Genomic DNA, 16,167 nt, shown 5'->3' with positions numbered 1-16,167 from the left:
GGATTCGTCTCGGCGCACATGTTGACAGACGACTCGCCTGGCGGCCAGACTGCCCCCTGGACAAACGATTTTCCTTCCGTCCACCATCCGCGAACACTCGATGAGGAGCACCGCGTGCCGAAGCATCCGTCCCCCCGTCCCGTCCCGCGGCTCGTCGCCGCCTCCGCCGCGCTTGCACTCGCTGCCACAGCCAGCGTCGCGCTCGCCGCACCGGCATCCGCAGACGCACCCGCGCTCTCGATCGAACCCGACGCGTGGGGCAACCTGTTCCACGCCGGCGACACGGTGTCGTTCCGGTACGACACGACGGCCCCGACGGTCGCGTGGCGCGTGGTCGACGGCTGGGGCGAGGTCGTCGACGACGGTACGGAACCGGCCGATGGCGCGCTGACGCCCGACGTCACCGAACGCGGCTGGTACCGCCTCGAGGTGACCGCGACCGGTGACGAAGTGGCAGACGCCGCGACGACGTTCGCGATCCTCCCCGACGTGGATGCCGCCGCTTCGGCGACCGGCCGGTTCGGTGCCGCCACGCACTACGGGCAGTCCTGGGATCCGGCGTCGATGCAGGCGCTGACCACGGGCGGCTTCGCCCAGCTGCGCGACGAGGTCTATTGGAGCGAGGTCGAGACGCAGCCGGGCGTCTACGACTGGTCGCGGGCCCGGGCGGAGTTCCTCGACCCCGCCCGCGAACAGGGGATCCGGCCGCTGCTGCTGGCCGGCTACGGAAACCCCCTGTACGACGCGGGCAACGGCCCCGTCAGCCCCGACGCGGTGGCCGCGTACGCCGACTATGCCGCGGCGATGGCCGCGGAGTTCGGCGACATGTCCACCGGCATCGAGGTGTGGAACGAGTGGGATCTCGGGCTCGGTGGCAACACCAACGTCTCGCCCGAGAACTATGTCGCCCTGCTCTCCGCCGCGGCGCCCGCGGTCAAGACGGCCAGTCCCGATCTGCCGGTCATCGGCCCCGCGGTGGCCAACCTCAACACCGACTGGCTCGAGCGGACGTTCCAGCTCGGCGCGCTCGATCACCTCGACGGCATCGTCCTGCACCCCTACAGCTACCCCGTCGGAGCCGACGCGCTCGACGACACGCTGACGCGCATCGACGCCCTGGTGCGGCGCTACAACGGCGGCGAGTCGAAGCCGCTGTGGATCACCGAGCACGGCTGGCCCACCGGCACCAACGCGCGGGCGGTGCCCGAGCGCCAGCAAGCGGCCGACATCGCGAAGTCGGCCGTGATCGCGGCAGCCCATGACGCCGCCCGGTACTACGTGTACGACCTCGTCAACGATGGCGTCGACGACGCCGAGACGGAGGAGAACTTCGGCCTGCTGCACCACCCCGACGACGAGCTGGGGGCCTTCACCCCCAAGCCCTCGTTCGCCGCCTACTCCGTGGCGGCCGATGCCCTGGCGACGGCGACGTTCGCCGAGCGCGACGAACCGCTGCCGGGACTACGCCGGGTGCTATTCGACACCGCCGACGGACCGCTCCACGTCCTGTGGTCGGATGCCCCGCAGACGGTGGCACTCGAGGTAGCCGGGTCCGCCGAGCTGACGACGATGTACGGTGCCGCTGAAACCGTCACCGGCGGTGCCGGCGCCCCGGTGCTGGCGTCGACGGGCACGGAACCGCTGTACGTCCGCGGTGAGGTCACGTCCATCGCGCAGACCGATGCCGGGCTGACGCTCGACCCGGGTGTCGTCGGAGCCCCGGTCACGGGCTCGTGGACCGTGCAGGGCCGGGCGGATGCCGCGTCGTCGTGGCGGCTCGTCCTGCCGGACGGGTCCGAGGCGGTCCAGACGACCGCTCCCGGCGCTGTCGCGACCACGGCGGTCTCGTTCCCGGCTCCCGCGACCGCGGGGACGTACGAGACGAGCGCACGCGTCTACGAGGGCGACCGCTACGTCGGCACGCTGCGCGCCGCCACGTCGGCGAGCGAACCCGTGACGCTCCAGGCGGCGCAGGCTTTCACCGAAGAGGGGGCCTCGGTGCTCCGCATCCGTGTCGCGAACGCTTCGGCCGCACCCCGCGCGCTCGACTCGCTGTCGTACACGCTGGGCGACGACGGCGGAGAGCCGGAAGCGCCGGCGACGATCGAGCCGGAGGCGGATGTCGTCATCGACGTCCCGCTCGATGCGCTCCCGGGGCCCGCGCCCTTCACCGCGACGGCGGTCGTCGACGGGGCGACGCTGACCGCTTCGGGGCGCGTCGCGCCCGTCGAGCAGGCGTCCGTCCTGCCGGCCGCTCATCGCACGATCACCGTCGACGGCACGCTCGACGACCTCGACGGCGTCACGCCGATCGCCTTCTCCGCCAACCCGGAAGCCGACGACGAGGCCGACCAGTCCGCTGTCGCCTGGCTCACGTGGGACGAGGAGTACCTGTACTTCTCGGCCGATGTCACGGACGACGTGCACGACCAGCCCGCGCAGGGCGCGAACATCTGGCAGGGCGATTCCATCCAGTTCACCGTCGCAGGCGGCGCCCCCGGCGCCGCGACCACCTGGCACGAGTTCGGCATGGCGCTCACGAGCGCCGGTCCCCAGCTGTACCGCTGGCTCTCCGTCGACGCGGGGGCGGGGCCGGTGCCGGGCGCTCCGGTGGCCATCTCGCGCGACGACGCCGCCGGGCGGACGGTGTACGAGACGGCGATCCCCTGGACCCTGCTGCGCGGCGTCGACAGGGCGACATCCCTCCTCAGCAGCGCCGCGATCGTCAACGAGGCAGACGGCACCGGGCGCGCCGGCTTCCTCTCCTGGGGCGGCGGCATCGCGGGCGAGAAGGACTCGGGCGAGTTCACCGCCGTGCGGCTGCTCGCGCCGGCGCCCGTCGTCGAACCACCTGTCGAACCGACGCAGCCCGTGACGCCGGGCGACGGGGGTTCGGCGGCACCCGGCACCCCCGCCGGCGGCAACGGCACCGCGGCCGGAGCCACCCACGCCCGCGCGTTGGCGAGTACGGGCGGCTCATCCCCGCTCGCGTGGCTCGCCGCCGCGTCCGCGACCGGAGCCGCCGGCATCGCACTGCTCGTCACGCGCCGCCTGACCCGCCGATCGTGACCGTCGCCAACGAGCCACGCATCGTCGGCCTGCGCGTGGGGCGGCGGCGCGATCTGTCCGTCGCCGCCTCACCGCGGCCGCCCGTGTCGTGGCTCGTCGAGGCGCCTGCCGCGTGGGAGGCGACCCGAGCCGAGCTGCGGCTCGACGGTGGGACGACCGTGGCCACGCGCCCCAACGGCATCCTCGAGGACTGGCCGTTCGCACCGCTGCGAGCAGGCGCCGCGCACCGACTCGAGGCCCGCGTCATCGGCGCCGACGGCACGGCGAGCGCCTGGTCGGAGCCCTGCGAGATCCGCGCGGGGTTCCCCGCCGAGGCGTGGAACGCTCCGTTCCTGCGCCTCGCCAGCCCCCGCCGTACCGCCCAGCCTTTCCTCGCCCGGCGCGACTTCGAGGTCGCCGAGACGGTCGTCGCCGCGGAGCTCCAGGTGACGGCGCACGGCGTCTACCGCGCGCGCCTCAACGGTGTCGAGGTCGACGACGCCGTGCTGAGTCCCGGCTGGACGGCATACCAGCACCGACTCCCCCTGCATCTGACCGATGTCACGGCCCTCGTCCGCGTCGGCGCCACGAACACCCTCGCGGTCGAGGTCGCCGGCGGCTGGTACACCGAGGCGTACGGGTTCGGCGAGACGGCGGAACGCTTCTACGGCGACCAGCCCGCTGCCTCACCCCTTCTCCGCCTGCGGCACCGCGACGGTCACGTCCAGGAGATCCGCCCCGATGACCGATGGCGACTCTCCGGTGATGGCGAACTTGTCTCGAGTGGGCTTTACGCAGGGGACGAGATCGACCTCCGCCGGCGGCCGCACGGGTGGGAAGCCGCCGGCTTCGACGATGCGGCGTGGGAGACGCCGGCTCTGTCCGAACCCGGTCGGCAGCCCGAGGTCATCGACGTCGAGCCGGTGCGGCGCATCCGCCCCCTGCCCGTCGCCGCCACGCCCGAGAGCGATGATCCCGAGTGCGTCCTGCTGGACTTCGGCCAGAACCTCGTCGGGCGCGTGCGGTTCCGCGTCTCGGGCGCGGCCGGTACCCGCATCGTTCTGCGCCATGCGGAGGCGCTCGAGGGCGGACGGCTGAGCACCCGGCCGCTGCGGGCTGCCGCCGCCACCGACACGTTCATCCTCGACGGCGCCGCCGACACCGTCTGCGAGCCGCGCTTCACCTTCCACGGGTTCCGCTACGTCGAGGTCACCGGCTACCCGGGTGAGCTCGACCCGGCGGATTTCACCGCCGTCGTGCTGCACACCGACCTGAGGCGAACAGGCTGGTTCTCGTGCTCCGATGAGCGCCTCACGCGCCTGCACGAGAACATCGTGTGGAGCTTCGCCGGCAACGCCCTCGCACTGCCCACCGACTGCCCGCAGCGCGACGAGCGGCTCGGCTGGACGGGCGATGCCCAGGTGTTCGCCCCGACGGCGGCATCCCTCTTCGACGCGGACGCGTTCTTCGCGTCCTGGCTGGAAGACGTCGCGGCCGAGCAGCGCGCGCGGGGCGGCCGCGTGCCGACGGTGGTGCCGCAGACGCTCGGGCGTCTCGGCGAGACGATGGCCGCCGGCTGGGGCGACGCCGTCACCGTCATCCCCACCGTTCTGCACGAGCGGTTCGGCGATCAGCGGGTGCTCGAGCGGATGACGGACGCGATGCGGGCGTGGGTCGATGCCGTGGCGGATGCGGCAGGACCCGAACGACTGTGGGAGCGCGGGTTCCAGTACGGCGACTGGCTCGACCCGACCTCGGCCCGGCCCGATAAGGCCAAGACCGACCCGGGGCTCATTGCCACGGCGTATTTCGCCCGCTCGACTCGGCTGACCGCAGACGCGCTCGCCCGCTCCGACGACGCATCGGCGGCCGGCCGCTACGCCGCGCTCGCCGCCGAAGTGCGCGATGCGTTCGTCGCGTCGTACGTCACCCCGCGGGGCCGCCTCGCCTCCGATGCCCCGACCGCCTACGCCCTCGCCCTCGAGTTCGACCTGCTCCCGGTGTCGTTGCGTTCCGCCGCGGCCGAGCGGCTCGCCTTCCTCCTCCGCGCCGGCGGCTACCGGATGGCGACGGGGTTCCTCGGGACCCCGCTCGTCCTCGACGCACTGCTGTCGAACGGACAGGATTGGGCGGCCGAACGATTGCTGCTGCAGACCATGTGCCCGTCCTGGCTCTATCCCCTGTCGCAGGGAGCGACGACGATGTGGGAACGCTGGGATGCCGTCCGCCCCGACGGCTCGCTGCATCCCTCCGGCATGACATCCCTCAACCACTATGCTCTCGGGTCCGTCGGCGATGTGCTGCACCGACGCGTCGGCGGGCTGGCGTGCGCGGAACCCGGTTGGGCGCAGGTACGGATCCAGCCGTGGTTCGTCTCTGGTCTCGAGCACGCCGACGTCACGCACGACACCCCCCGGGGACGCGCCTCGGTGTCGTGGGAGCGGGATGCCGACATCCGAGGGCAGATCCGCGTCCGGGCGCAGGTTCCGCACGGGGTGACGGCGATCGTCGACCTCGGCGATCGCGCGCCGTTCCCAGTGGGCGCCGGAACCCATACGTGGGACGCGACCACGCCGGTCCGCACCCTCGCCCCGATCGGTGTCGACTCCGACCTCGCCCTGATCGCCGACACCCCGGACGCCTGCGCCGTCGTATCCCGATCGATCGCTGGACACTCCCCCGAAATGGCAGCGGAGTTCGACGCCTACATCCGGTGGGTCCCGGGCAGCGGTCTGCGCGACGAGCTCGCCGCCGTCTCGGCGCCCGACGCGCTCGTCACCCGCATCGATGGGGCGCTCGCAGCGCTCACGCATTGAGCTGCAGCATCCGCCCCACCCCGCCGCCCGGTGTCAAGACCCTGGCACCCGGCCGGACGATCTCTACCGTGGAGCCTGGCCGAGCCGTCCCGGGGCACGGTCGCCGGAGGACGCCATGGCCACGAACGAACCGCCGCCCACAGAGGCGATGCTCGACGGTCGCTACCTGCTGGGCGAATGCGTCGGCCAGGGCGGCATGGCTCGCGTCCACCGAGCCGAGGATGTGCTGCTCGGTCGCACCGTCGCCATCAAGCTGCTGCGGCCCGAGCTGGAAGGGGCGACGACATCCTCCCGCGCCCGAAGCGAGATGACCGTGCTCGCCTCGCTCAACCACCCCGCACTGGTGACCCTCTACGACGCCCAACTCGCACCGGGTCGCGCCGAGTACCTGGTCATGGAGTTCGTGGACGGCCCGACGCTCGCCGCCCGTATCGCCGGCGGCCCCCTCCCCGCGGGTGACGTCGCTGCTCTGACCGCCGACCTCGCCGAGGCGCTGCACGTCGTCCACGACGCCGGGATCGTGCACCGCGACATCAAGCCCTCGAACGTCCTTCTGTCGCAGTCGCCGATGCTCGGCAGCCGGTCGGGTGCGAAGCTGGCCGACTTCGGGATCTCCGTCCTCGTGGATGCCGCTCGGCTCACTCAGCCCGGAACCGTCATCGGAACGGCTGCCTACCTCTCCCCGGAGCAGCTCACCGGCGCGCCGCCTGCTCCGCCCGCCGACATCTACGCGCTCGGCCTGGTCGTGCTCGAGGCTCTCACCGGGCAGCGGGGCTTCCCCCGCGCGGAAGGATTCGGCGAGGCGCTTGCACGACTCACCATCGCGCCCGAGATCCCCGACACGCTCGACCCCGCCTGGGCCGCGCTGCTCCGGGGTATGACCGCGATGCGTCCGGAAGACCGGCCGAGCGCGGCCGAAGTGTTCTCGGCGGCGAACGACCTTGCGGAACGCCCCGCAGCGCCGGCCCCGCCTTCCGTTCCCGCATCGGTCGCGGCGGCGACGCCCGTTGCCGCCGCGACCGGTACCACGACGCGCATCCTCCCCGCGGCTGCCGCAGGAGCCGCGCGAGCGCCGGTGCGCGAGCGCCGGCGGCCCTCGCGGGCGCGGATAGGACTCATCGGGGGCGTGGCCGCCGCGACTCTCGCGGCCACCGCGCTCGGCGGCATGTGGCTTGCCGGTTCCACCGGCGAGACCGCTCCGAGCACGCCCGCCGACACCGAGCAGTCCGCCGTTCCCGAGCCGACGAACACCGACACGACCGAGCCGGTCACCGTCGTGGACGAGCCGACCGACGAGTCGGAACAACAGCCGGCCGCGCCCGTCGAGAACACGACGGAGCAGGACGGACCGGCCTCCGAGGCCGACCGGAAGGCCGCCGAAGAGGCGGCGAAGAAGGCAGAGCGAGAAGCTGAGAAGGCCGCCGACGAGCAGAAGAAGGCCGAAGAGCGCGAGAACAAGCGCGATCAGGACAAGCCCGGGCGCGGCTGACGACCGACGTCAGGGCGTGCAGCCCCGCACGGCATCCCCCGCCCCGCCGTTCGCGCGCACGAGCTGGACTTCGATGCAGGTCCGGCCCGACGGGTCGGCGGGAACGGTGACGGTCTCGTCCTCCACACGCTGAGGCGCGGCGGCGCCGTCGAGCGTGACGGGGTACCAGAGATACGAATCGCCCTCGGCCGGATTCGGATTCGTCCAGGTGAACGTCACGTCGGCACCGGCCGCCGTGCCCGCGAGGTCGCCGACGCGCGGCACGAAGCCGGCGAGCGGATCCTGAGGGGCGCTGGAGGGAGACTCGCTCGCTTGAGGTTCCGCGGGCGCGGTCGGCTGAAGCATGCTCGCCACCACGACGACGGCGACCACCAGCGCTGCAGCGACGCCGCCGAGGGCGATCCACAGCCAGGAACGCGAACGTCCGGACGAGGTGCTCTCGGCCGGACCCGCGGCCGAATGCCCATCGGGCTCGGCGTGTGCGGCATCCGGGTTCGACGAGCTCGCGGCGGTGCCGTGCGCCGCGGCTGCGCGCTGCACTGTCTGGTCGGCGACCGGCTCGACCGTGCGCGGTCGGCGGACCGTCGAGTCCTGCCCGGCACGCGCCGACGGTCGGAGCATCGTCTCGTCGGGCGCCGACGGCGCGAACGGCGAGCCCGATGCGGACGGCGCGAACGGCGACGACGCCTCCGCGCCGCTCTTGCGACGGGTCGACCCCGCGGGAGGCGCGGTGGTCGGCTCGATGCTCACGATCCCGCGAACGCGAGTCAGCTCGCCGTCGGCATCCTCTTCCTCCTCCGCGTCGGGCGAATCATCGAGGATGTCGATCGGCGTGACCGAATGGGCCAGCTCGATCTGAACGCGCTGCAACGCGCGGGCGAACGACACGGCGCTGTCGAAGCGAGCTGCCGGGCTCTTCGCCATCGCGCGTGCCAGTGCCTGCTGCAGCGACGGCGGAACGTCGGCACGGTCGAGTGGCGCGAGCGGCGCGGTCTCGATGCGCTGGATCAGGTCTGCGGCGCCGTTGCGGCCGCCGGGCTGCTCGAACGGCGAACGACCGGCCAGAAGCGTATAGATGGTGGCGCCGAGCGCATAGACGTCCGACCGCACGCCCGAATCGGGACCGTCGCCGAACGCCTCGGGCGGCGACCACGGAATGGACATCCCGGCGGTCTCGTCGGCCCCCTCCGTCGTCGTCGCGATGCCGAAGTCGGTCAGCGCCGGGCGGTTGTACTCCGTCACCAGGATGTTGGCGGGCTTGATGTCGCGGTGCAGGATGCCGGCGCGATGCGCGGTCTCGACGGCGGCGGCGACTTGAATGCCGACGCGGAGGGCCTCGGCGACCGAGAACGCAGCGGCGCGATACCGCACCTGCAGGTTCGGCCGCGGACAGTTCTCCATGACCAGGTACGGACGCTGGTCATCCGACAGGCCGGCCTGATAGATCGTGACGATCGCCGGATGGGTCGACAGCATCGCCATGACGTTCGCCTCGGCGGTGAACTGCTCGACCGAGCCACCGGCCATCCGCTCGGGAAGCAGCACCTTGACCGCGACCTTGCGCCGGGGCAGGTGCTGCTCGTAGAGGTAGACGTCGGCGAAGCCGCCCGAGCCCAGAAGCTCGAGGTAGGTGAAGCCCGGCAGCTGGGGCGGCGGCGCCGGGGGTCGCTTCGCGCTCACGGGAGATCCTCGAAGGCGATCGTCACACCGTCGCCGATGTCGAGCACGTCGCCCGAGACGACCATCGTCGGCTCGCTCGGATGCAGCCGCACCGGGTCGTTGCCGCCGCGAAGCAGCACCGATCCGTTCGTCGTGTCGAGGTCGACGACGAGGACGTGCTCGCCCTCCGCGCGGATCTCGACATGGTTGCGCGAGATGTCCTGCTCAGGACTCTCGACGGCGACGAGCGTGGGCAGCATGTCGCCCGTCGAGCGCGAAGAGCGCGGACGCCGACCGATGATCACCGTGTTGTCGAGCTCGACGACCTGCCCGTCCGACACGCGGATGCGTCCCCGCGCGAGACGGCGTGCGGGGACGATCTCCGTCGACTCGTAGACCGCGGGCTCGGTCCGCCGCGCACTGCGGATGTCGGCGACCGCGATGGTCTCGCCGTCATGATCACCAGCGGGGGCGAGCGGCGACGACACGACGGTGGCATCGTCGGCGGGGGTGGCTGATTCGGCTGCTTCCGGCTGCTCGACGGAAAGCGTCGGACGCACGACCGTCTCACCCCAGATCATCGCGTGCTCGTCGGCGGCTGCCGTGTCGCTGAGCGGGACGAAGGTCTGCGCCCCAGGCGACTCGTCGAACGGGAGTTCGCTCTCGTCCTCCACCGGGGCGGCCGGGGGCGCCGGCGACGCGGGAGCAGCAGCCGCGGGCGGCTCCGGTGCGGGCACGGCCGGTGTGGTCGGTGCCGCGACGAACGGACTCGCGGGGCGAACGCCCGGTCGCGCGCCCGTCAGATCCACCGTGACCGAATCGGCCGCGACGACACCTTCGACGAACGGAAGCGATGCGGCCTCGTCCGCCGCGTCGGCGAAGAGCGCCGACGCGCGCTGCACGCCGGGGATGTGGCGCTCGACCCACGTCGAGACCCCCTGGCCCGAGACCGACAGCGGGCCCGACTCCGTTTCGACGACAAGCTCGACCGGGCCGCGCACGGCGACGCGGAGCCCGTCGCCCTCGACGATCGCCAGGATGAAGTCGGGAATGGCGGCCAGCGACGTGCCGAACGCGCCCGTCAGGGCCTCGATCACCGCCCCGATGCCGCGCTCCTCCAACCGGCGCCACACGGCCTCGACCGTCGGGATCGAGACGTTCGCGGGCAGGGCGACGGCCGCGGCGGGCGCGAGTGCGACGCGCCACTGCTCCGCGCCCGTTGCCGGAACGTAGCGGACCTCGACCATCAGGCTCTCCCCCCTGCGGCCGCTGCGCGCGGCCGGGTGTCTATGTCCGCGTCATCCGGCTGGGCGGACGGCACGGTGTCGTACGCGTCGTCACCGCCGTCTCCCAGCGCATCGACGACGATGACCGTGACGTTGTCGCGACCTCCGTGCAGCAACGCCTCGTGGACGAGCCGCTGCGCGGCTTCCTGCGGCTCGGTCTCCTCGTCGAGGATACGGGCGATCCGCTCGTCGTCGAGCTCGGTCGACAGGCCATCGGAGCAGACGAGGATGCGGTCGCCGCTCTCCGCCGGCAGCATCCAGAAATCGGCCTGGCCGACGCTGCCGGCGCCGAGCGCCCGCGTGATCTCATTGCGCCGAGCGTGGCGCGCGGCGGTCTCGGCGTCCATCTGGCCCGAGTCGACGAGCTCCTGCACGACGGAGTGGTCGACGCTGATCTGCTCGAGGCGTCCGCGTGCCCACCGGTATGTGCGCGAGTCGCCGATGTTCAATGCCAGCCAGTAACCGGCGTCTCCGACGCGCGTGAGCACGACACCGGTGAGGGTGGTGCCCGCCGCACGCTGGCCGGTGGCGAGCGCGTCGATGTTCACGCGGGCTCGCTCGATGGCGGCGCGGACCTCGCCGTTCGACACCACGGCGGCCCCCACCAGGGACTGGAACTCTGCGACGGCCGCCGCACTCGCACGGGCCCCGGCCTCGTGGCCGCCCATGCCGTCGGCGACGACGAAGACGGGCGCTGCGGCGAGATACGAGTCCTCGTTCGCGCGACCGCGCAGGCCGGCGTGAGTCGCCGCCCCGTGCCCCACCCGTACCGACATGGGGCTCACCGCATGACCTCGACGACGAGCCAGCGGTCACCGAGATCGAGCCGGTCACCGCTGCGGAGCACGGTCTGCGCTCCGGGCACGACCGGAACGCCGTCTCGCCCGCGCGTGACGACGACTCCGTTGGTCGAGGCCCGATCGATGACCGCGAGGCCCCCGGCGTCGAGGGGCACGAGTTCGAAATGCGTCCGAGAGAGGGTCAGCGTCTCGTCGCGGAGCACGATCGCATCAGCGCCGGCGGCACGCGACGGATCGCGGCCGAAGACCGTCCGCCCGTAGACGGCCGTGCGGGTGCCGTCATCCCACAGGAGCAGCGCCCGGGTGCCGGTGCGAATGTCGGGGACGCCCGCGAGCGGTTCCGTGTCGAAGATCATCGCGCTCATGCGTTCCCTCCCCGGGCGCGCCGGGCACGGCCGCGCAGCAAGGAGCGCAGGCTGAGCCGGGCTCGCAGGCGGCGCCACACCGACACCCGGCCGCTCATGCCGACGACGATCGCGTCGACCTCGCGCCAGAAGGCGTCGACATCCTCGGCCGTCGGCTCACCCGGGCCGAAGACGCGGGCATCCGCCGACGTCGCGAGGGCGGTCACGTCGGGCTGCTCCATCGTCGCGGCGACCACCTGTGCGCTCTCGGTTCGCGTCGCACCCGAGGCGACGGGCGCGTTGAGGTCGACAGCGCGGTCGATCAGTTCGTCCCAGCCGCCCGAGATGCGGTCGGCGGGCTTGTCGGCGTTGCGCCGCTTCGTGCGTCGAGCGGTCTTGACCGCCCCCATGATGACGAAGGGAGCGAAGATGATCGCGAGGACGCCGATGCCGATGCCGACGGGCGCGAGGATGGCGCCGATCCAGTCGAAACCGGGATCCTCCTCGTCTTCCTGATCGCGGTCGTTGGCGATCGCGGGCGGCAGCTCGGCCGGCTCCTGAGCCGGCGGCGGCGGCTGCAGCACCTGCGGCTTCGGGTTGGCCCGCGGCGTCGTGGTCTGCTCGTTCGGCTCGTTGTCCTCGTCGGGCGTCGGGTCGAACGGGATCCACCCGTACCCCTCGAACGCGACCTCCACCCACGCGTGAACGTTGTCGCCGGTCGCGGTGAACTCGCCGGCGGTGTCGCCCTCTTCCGGGTGCCACCCCATGACGACTCGCGCCGGGATGCCGAGCTGCGCCGACAGCAGTGCCATCGCGACGGCGTACTGCTCGTCGTCACCGATGATCTCGTCGCCGCCGAAGAAGCTCGTGATGCGGGCCGCGCCGTGACCGGACGGCGAATACGGGTCGTCCTCGAGACCGTGGCTGAAGTATCCGTCGGTCGAGAGCCAGTCCACCAGCGCCTGCACCTGCTTGATGGGAGTCTCCGCGTCGCCGACGGCATCCGTCGCGATCTGCGACAGCCCGTCGGGGATGCCCTCCTGCTTCGGCATCTTCACCGGCGCGAAGGCGACATCGGCGAGCGCTTCGTTCGTGGGCCGGACGGGGAACACCGTGTCGACGGTGTAGGTCGTTCCCGGCGCGAGACCCGCGGTGACCGCAGCCGTCCCGGTGGCGTCGTTGTAGTGGGCGGTGCGACGCAGCTCGTCGGCGCGTTCGCCCTCGAACGCGATCGACCGCACGGCACCGGCGTCGGGCAGCCACACGCCGCGCAGCTCGTCGATCTCGAACTGCAACCGACCGGGCACACCTTCGGCATCCGGTGACATGTTCGAGCGGAGGGGCGTGAACGAGCTCGACGAGCCGGCTCCCTCGTCCGAGACGTTGAACACGATGCCGTTGTAGGCGTCCATCGTCGCCAGCCGGATGCGGCCGTCCTCCGGCAGGCCCTGCACCGTGAAGAGGGGCGTCTCCGCGTCATCCCGGACGAGTCCGCGGAAGCCCTGCAGCGGGCTCGGGTACTGCTTGACGTCGAAAGGCGGGATGACGATGTCGCGCAGCACGTAACGCGTCGACGGCGGGCTCGCCACAGCGGCCGTCGCGACGCCGGCGCCCACAGCCACCGCGACGACGGCGGTTCCCGAGATCAGGCGGCGCAGCCGCGTGTGCCGGAGGGTCGCGGCATCCGAGGTCGCGGCCGGCTCGATGCGTACGGCGGCGTTGTCGGGATCCCATGCCTGTCGCAGCGCGAGCCACACCGATGCCACGACGGCGAAGACGACGCCCTGCAGCACGGGCACGGCGGGCTCGGTCATCCCGAGCAGGATCTGCGTGACGAGGAAGGCGGTCACCGGGATCAGGGCCCACGCCGCCTGGCGCAGACGAAGGGCGAGCGAGGCGGTGAGCACCGCCGCGACGAGCGTCAGCAGGAACGGAACGATCAGGTGTCCGTCGTACGGCGCCACCGGAGCCACCGTGGTGAGCAGGCGCTTCCACGACTGCACGGAGCCGAGGGCGAGCTGCGTCCAGGTGTCGAGCGTCGGGATGACGCCGAACAGCGCCGTCTGCGGCAGCGCGAGGGCACCGCCGAAGATGAAGTAGGCGGCGACGGTCAGGCCCGCGGTGGGCAGCACGCCCCAGCGACGGTGAGCGCACAGCCAGGCGATGCCGACGCCGATGACCAGTGCGCCGAATCCCGCGAGGAGGTAGGCCGGGCCGTCGAACGTCGGCCCGAAGCCGACGATCGCCACGGCGAGGAGCAGCACGACGGCGATGAGGTCGAGCACGAGCCGGCGGCGCGCGGGCGACATCACGACAGCACCTTCCGCATCGCGGGGGCGAGCTGATCGAGCGCGCTGATCGAGATGACGTCGGCATCACCGACGCGGCGCAGCACCGGGACCTCGGCCGATCGATCGGCGACGACGGCGAGCACCCGGACGCCCTGAGGCAGTCGCGAGCACGCGAGCTTGAGCTCGGCCGGGTCGGCGCCCGAGCCGCAGAACAGCACCACGATGGCGATGCCGTGGGAGTTCATCGCGATCGTTCCGGCCAGGGCCACGACGCCGCCGTCACGCTGACGCGAGTGCTCGAGAGCCGACAGGTTGTCCAACAGCCGACGCGGCCCCTGCGTGCGGAGCGGGCCGCGCTGCGTGCGCGCCTCGAGCATGCGGGAGTCGCGCAGCGCGCGCAGGCCGATCGAGCCGGCTGCGGAGATCGCGAGCTCGAACTCGTCGGAGTCGGCGTAGTCGCCGGCGTACGTGGAGAGCCCGAGCACGAAGTGCGACCGACGGGTCTCCTCGTACTGGCGCATCATGAGGTTGCCGACGCGCGCGGTGGACTTCCAGTGCACGTGACGAAGGTCGTCGCCGGGCTGATACTCGCGCAGGGCGTGGAACGACACGTCGTCGGGGGCCAGCTGCGTCGAGGGGAGCCCTTCGAGGTCGCGCAGGCGCCCGAGCGAGAGCCCCTCCAGGGGAACGGTGCGCGGGTGCACGTAGAGGTCGACGGCTTGGCGGCGGTCGCTGCTGCGCTCGAAGAGTCCGAGCGGGTCGCCGCGGAGCACGCTGACCGGTCCGACCGCCAGCACTCCGCGGGCGGTCGTGGGGATCGCGAACAGCTCTTCGTGGGCGGCCCCGGGTGCGAGCCGGGGCACGTCGAACTCGCCGCGCCCCGAGCCGACCGGCAGGACGACCCGCGAGGGCAGGATCGGCCGCGAAGTGCCGTTGACGAGGGTGAGCCCGCCGATCGCGCGCTCCCCCACGACGACGTGGGTTCGTGTCAGGTCGAGGTCGACGTCGTAGGCGGTGCCGCCGAAGAGGAACGGCACGCTGATGACGACGATGGCGGTGAGGATGACGGCTGCGATGACCATCTCCTGCCACCCGAAGCTGAGCGCGACAAACCACAGCAGCACGGTCGCGAACAGCAGCACCCACCCGAGCGGGCGGATGGTGCGGGTGACGAGGCGGATGCCACGGCGCGCGACCGCCCACCACGACTCGAGCCGCTCGCGCCAGACGACCAGCCGCGACGGCGCCTCCGCGTTGACGGGAGCGGCGTCGGCCGACAGCGTCGTCGTCCCCACCCGGAGGGTCGCGTCCGCGTCTCGCGTGGTGTCGCCGACGGTCCGGGTGTCGGCCGTGGTTCCGGCCGCGCGCTCGGCAGCCGCCTCACCGCCGGCAGCACCGCGGCCCCGGCGCGTGCGACGCGTCGGGGTCGGGGCGGCAGGGGGTGTGGCCATCAAGCGTCCGCCCGCGCGAGCGGCGCCTCGACGTCGGCGAGGGCGTTGTTCATGACCGTCTCGGCGGTCGTGCCGGTGAACTCGGCTTCGGGATCGAGCACGAGGCGGTGGGCCCACACCGGCAGCGCGAGCAGCTTGATGTCGTCGGGCACGACGTAGTGTCGACCCTGCGCGGCGGCGTAGACCTTGGCGATGCGGATCATCGCGATGGCGCCGCGCACCGAGACGCCGAGGCGCGTCGCCGACGCTTCACGCGTGGCCTCGACGATCTGCGCGGCGTAGCGTGCGACCACCGGATCGATGTGGACGGTCGCGGCCAGGTCGGCCATCTCGCCGACGGCGCGTGTCGTGATAACGGGCTTGAGGCTCGCCGACGGGTTGCGGTCGACGGCGCCGACGAGGATGCGCTCCGAGACCGCGAGAGTCGGGTAGCCGATCGACGTCTTGATCATGAAGCGGTCGAGCTGAGCCTCGGGCAGCTTGTAGGTACCGGCCTGCTCGATCGGGTTCTGGGTCGCGATGACGAGGAACGGACGACCCACCTCGTGAGCGACGCCGTCGACGGTGACCCGCGACTCCTCCATCACCTCGAGCAGGGCCGACTGCGTCTTCGGCGAGGCGCGGTTGATCTCGTCGGCGAGCACGATCGAGGCGAAGACCGGACCGCGGTGGAACTCGAAGCGCTTGTTCGCCTGGTCGTAGATCGTCACACCGGTCACGTCGGAGGGCAGCAGGTCGGGCGTGAACTGGACGCGCGTCGAGGTGCCCTGCACGCTCGCCGCGATCGCCTTCGCGAGGCTCGTCTTGCCTGTGCCCGGCGCATCCTCCAGCAGCACGTGCCCCTCGGCGATCATCGCCGACAGCACGAGCGCCACGACCTCGCGCTTGCCGAGGAGAGCGGCGTCGACGTTGTCGACCAGGCGCGCGAAGGTGTCGCGGAACCACGCTGCCTGCTCGGGTGTCATGCTCATTCGTTCGTTCTC

General features: G+C 72.2%; 10 protein-coding genes. 3 read left to right on the top strand and 7 right to left on the bottom strand.

The features are described from left to right. Positions 1-114: 114 nt before the first annotated feature. The 3 genes from DO944_RS06725 (at position 115) to DO944_RS06715 (ending at position 7,353) form a co-directional block, all read left to right on the top strand. Entirely contained in the window at positions 115-3,069 is a 2,955-nt protein-coding gene (locus DO944_RS06725; RefSeq protein ID WP_181574173.1) for a sugar-binding protein, read from the top strand. After that, complete coding sequence (locus DO944_RS06720; RefSeq protein ID WP_181574172.1) at positions 3,066-5,864, top strand: alpha-L-rhamnosidase; 2,799 nt, start codon at positions 3,066-3,068, stop codon at positions 5,862-5,864. Before DO944_RS06725 ends, DO944_RS06720 begins: the two co-directional genes overlap by 4 nt. Positions 5,865-5,979: 115 nt before the next feature. Next, the gene (locus DO944_RS06715; protein WP_112615909.1) at positions 5,980-7,353 is read left to right on the top strand and encodes a serine/threonine-protein kinase; all 1,374 of its coding nucleotides are present in this window, start codon (positions 5,980-5,982) and stop codon (positions 7,351-7,353) included. Positions 7,354-7,362: 9 nt separating this feature from the next. Here DO944_RS06715 and DO944_RS06710 read toward each other — a convergent pair whose 3' ends face one another. Genes DO944_RS06710 through DO944_RS06680 form a run of 7 tightly spaced genes read right to left on the bottom strand, consistent with a single transcriptional unit; the run spans position 7,363 to position 16,155 of the window. Continuing rightward, positions 7,363-9,033, bottom strand: coding sequence for a serine/threonine-protein kinase (locus tag DO944_RS06710; RefSeq protein WP_112615907.1), 1,671 nt, complete (start codon positions 9,031-9,033; stop codon positions 7,363-7,365). Further along, on the bottom strand, positions 9,030-10,259 hold the full coding sequence (locus DO944_RS06705; protein WP_112615905.1) for an FHA domain-containing protein: 1,230 nt from the start codon (positions 10,257-10,259) through the stop codon (positions 9,030-9,032). Before DO944_RS06705 ends, DO944_RS06710 begins: the two co-directional genes overlap by 4 nt. Next, on the bottom strand, positions 10,259-11,074 hold the full coding sequence (locus DO944_RS06700; RefSeq protein WP_112615903.1) for a PP2C family serine/threonine-protein phosphatase: 816 nt from the start codon (positions 11,072-11,074) through the stop codon (positions 10,259-10,261). Before DO944_RS06700 ends, DO944_RS06705 begins: the two co-directional genes overlap by 1 nt. Positions 11,075-11,079: 5 nt before the next feature. Then, complete coding sequence (locus DO944_RS06695; protein WP_112615901.1) at positions 11,080-11,463, bottom strand: FHA domain-containing protein; 384 nt, start codon at positions 11,461-11,463, stop codon at positions 11,080-11,082. Further along, positions 11,460-13,751, bottom strand: coding sequence for a transglutaminase-like domain-containing protein (locus tag DO944_RS06690; protein ID WP_112615899.1), 2,292 nt, complete (start codon positions 13,749-13,751; stop codon positions 11,460-11,462). The genes DO944_RS06695 and DO944_RS06690 overlap by 4 nt, the downstream gene beginning before the upstream one ends. Beyond that, a complete protein-coding gene (locus DO944_RS06685; protein WP_112615897.1) occupies positions 13,751-15,184 on the bottom strand; it encodes a DUF58 domain-containing protein in 1,434 nt (477 codons plus the stop codon). The genes DO944_RS06690 and DO944_RS06685 overlap by 1 nt, the downstream gene beginning before the upstream one ends. Beyond that, a complete protein-coding gene (locus DO944_RS06680) occupies positions 15,184-16,155 on the bottom strand; it encodes a MoxR family ATPase (protein WP_112615895.1) in 972 nt (323 codons plus the stop codon). The genes DO944_RS06685 and DO944_RS06680 overlap by 1 nt, the downstream gene beginning before the upstream one ends. Between the last annotated feature and the right edge of the window lie 12 nt (positions 16,156-16,167).

This window comes from Microbacterium sp. SMR1, assembly GCF_003289625.1.
In the GTDB taxonomy this organism is placed as follows: Bacteria; Actinomycetota; Actinomycetes; order Actinomycetales; family Microbacteriaceae; genus Microbacterium; species Microbacterium plantarum.
The sequence above is the reverse complement of the archived record's forward strand: the minus strand, read 5'-3'. Positions and strand labels throughout refer to the sequence as shown.

What these genes read in the sequence shown, in the direction of transcription:
- DO944_RS06700 (WP_112615903.1), bottom strand. Translation starts at nt 11,074, where the DNA reads ATGTCGGTACGGGTGGGGCACGGGGCGGCGACTCACGCCGGCCTGCGC.
- DO944_RS06695 (WP_112615901.1), bottom strand. Translation starts at nt 11,463, where the DNA reads ATGAGCGCGATGATCTTCGACACGGAACCGCTCGCGGGCGTCCCCGAC.
- DO944_RS06715 (WP_112615909.1), top strand. Translation starts at nt 5,980, where the DNA reads ATGGCCACGAACGAACCGCCGCCCACAGAGGCGATGCTCGACGGTCGC.
- DO944_RS06680 (WP_112615895.1), bottom strand. Translation starts at nt 16,155, where the DNA reads ATGAGCATGACACCCGAGCAGGCAGCGTGGTTCCGCGACACCTTCGCG.
- DO944_RS06685 (WP_112615897.1), bottom strand. Translation starts at nt 15,184, where the DNA reads ATGGCCACACCCCCTGCCGCCCCGACCCCGACGCGTCGCACGCGCCGG.
- DO944_RS06705 (WP_112615905.1), bottom strand. Translation starts at nt 10,259, where the DNA reads ATGGTCGAGGTCCGCTACGTTCCGGCAACGGGCGCGGAGCAGTGGCGC.
- DO944_RS06690 (WP_112615899.1), bottom strand. Translation starts at nt 13,751, where the DNA reads ATGTCGCCCGCGCGCCGCCGGCTCGTGCTCGACCTCATCGCCGTCGTG.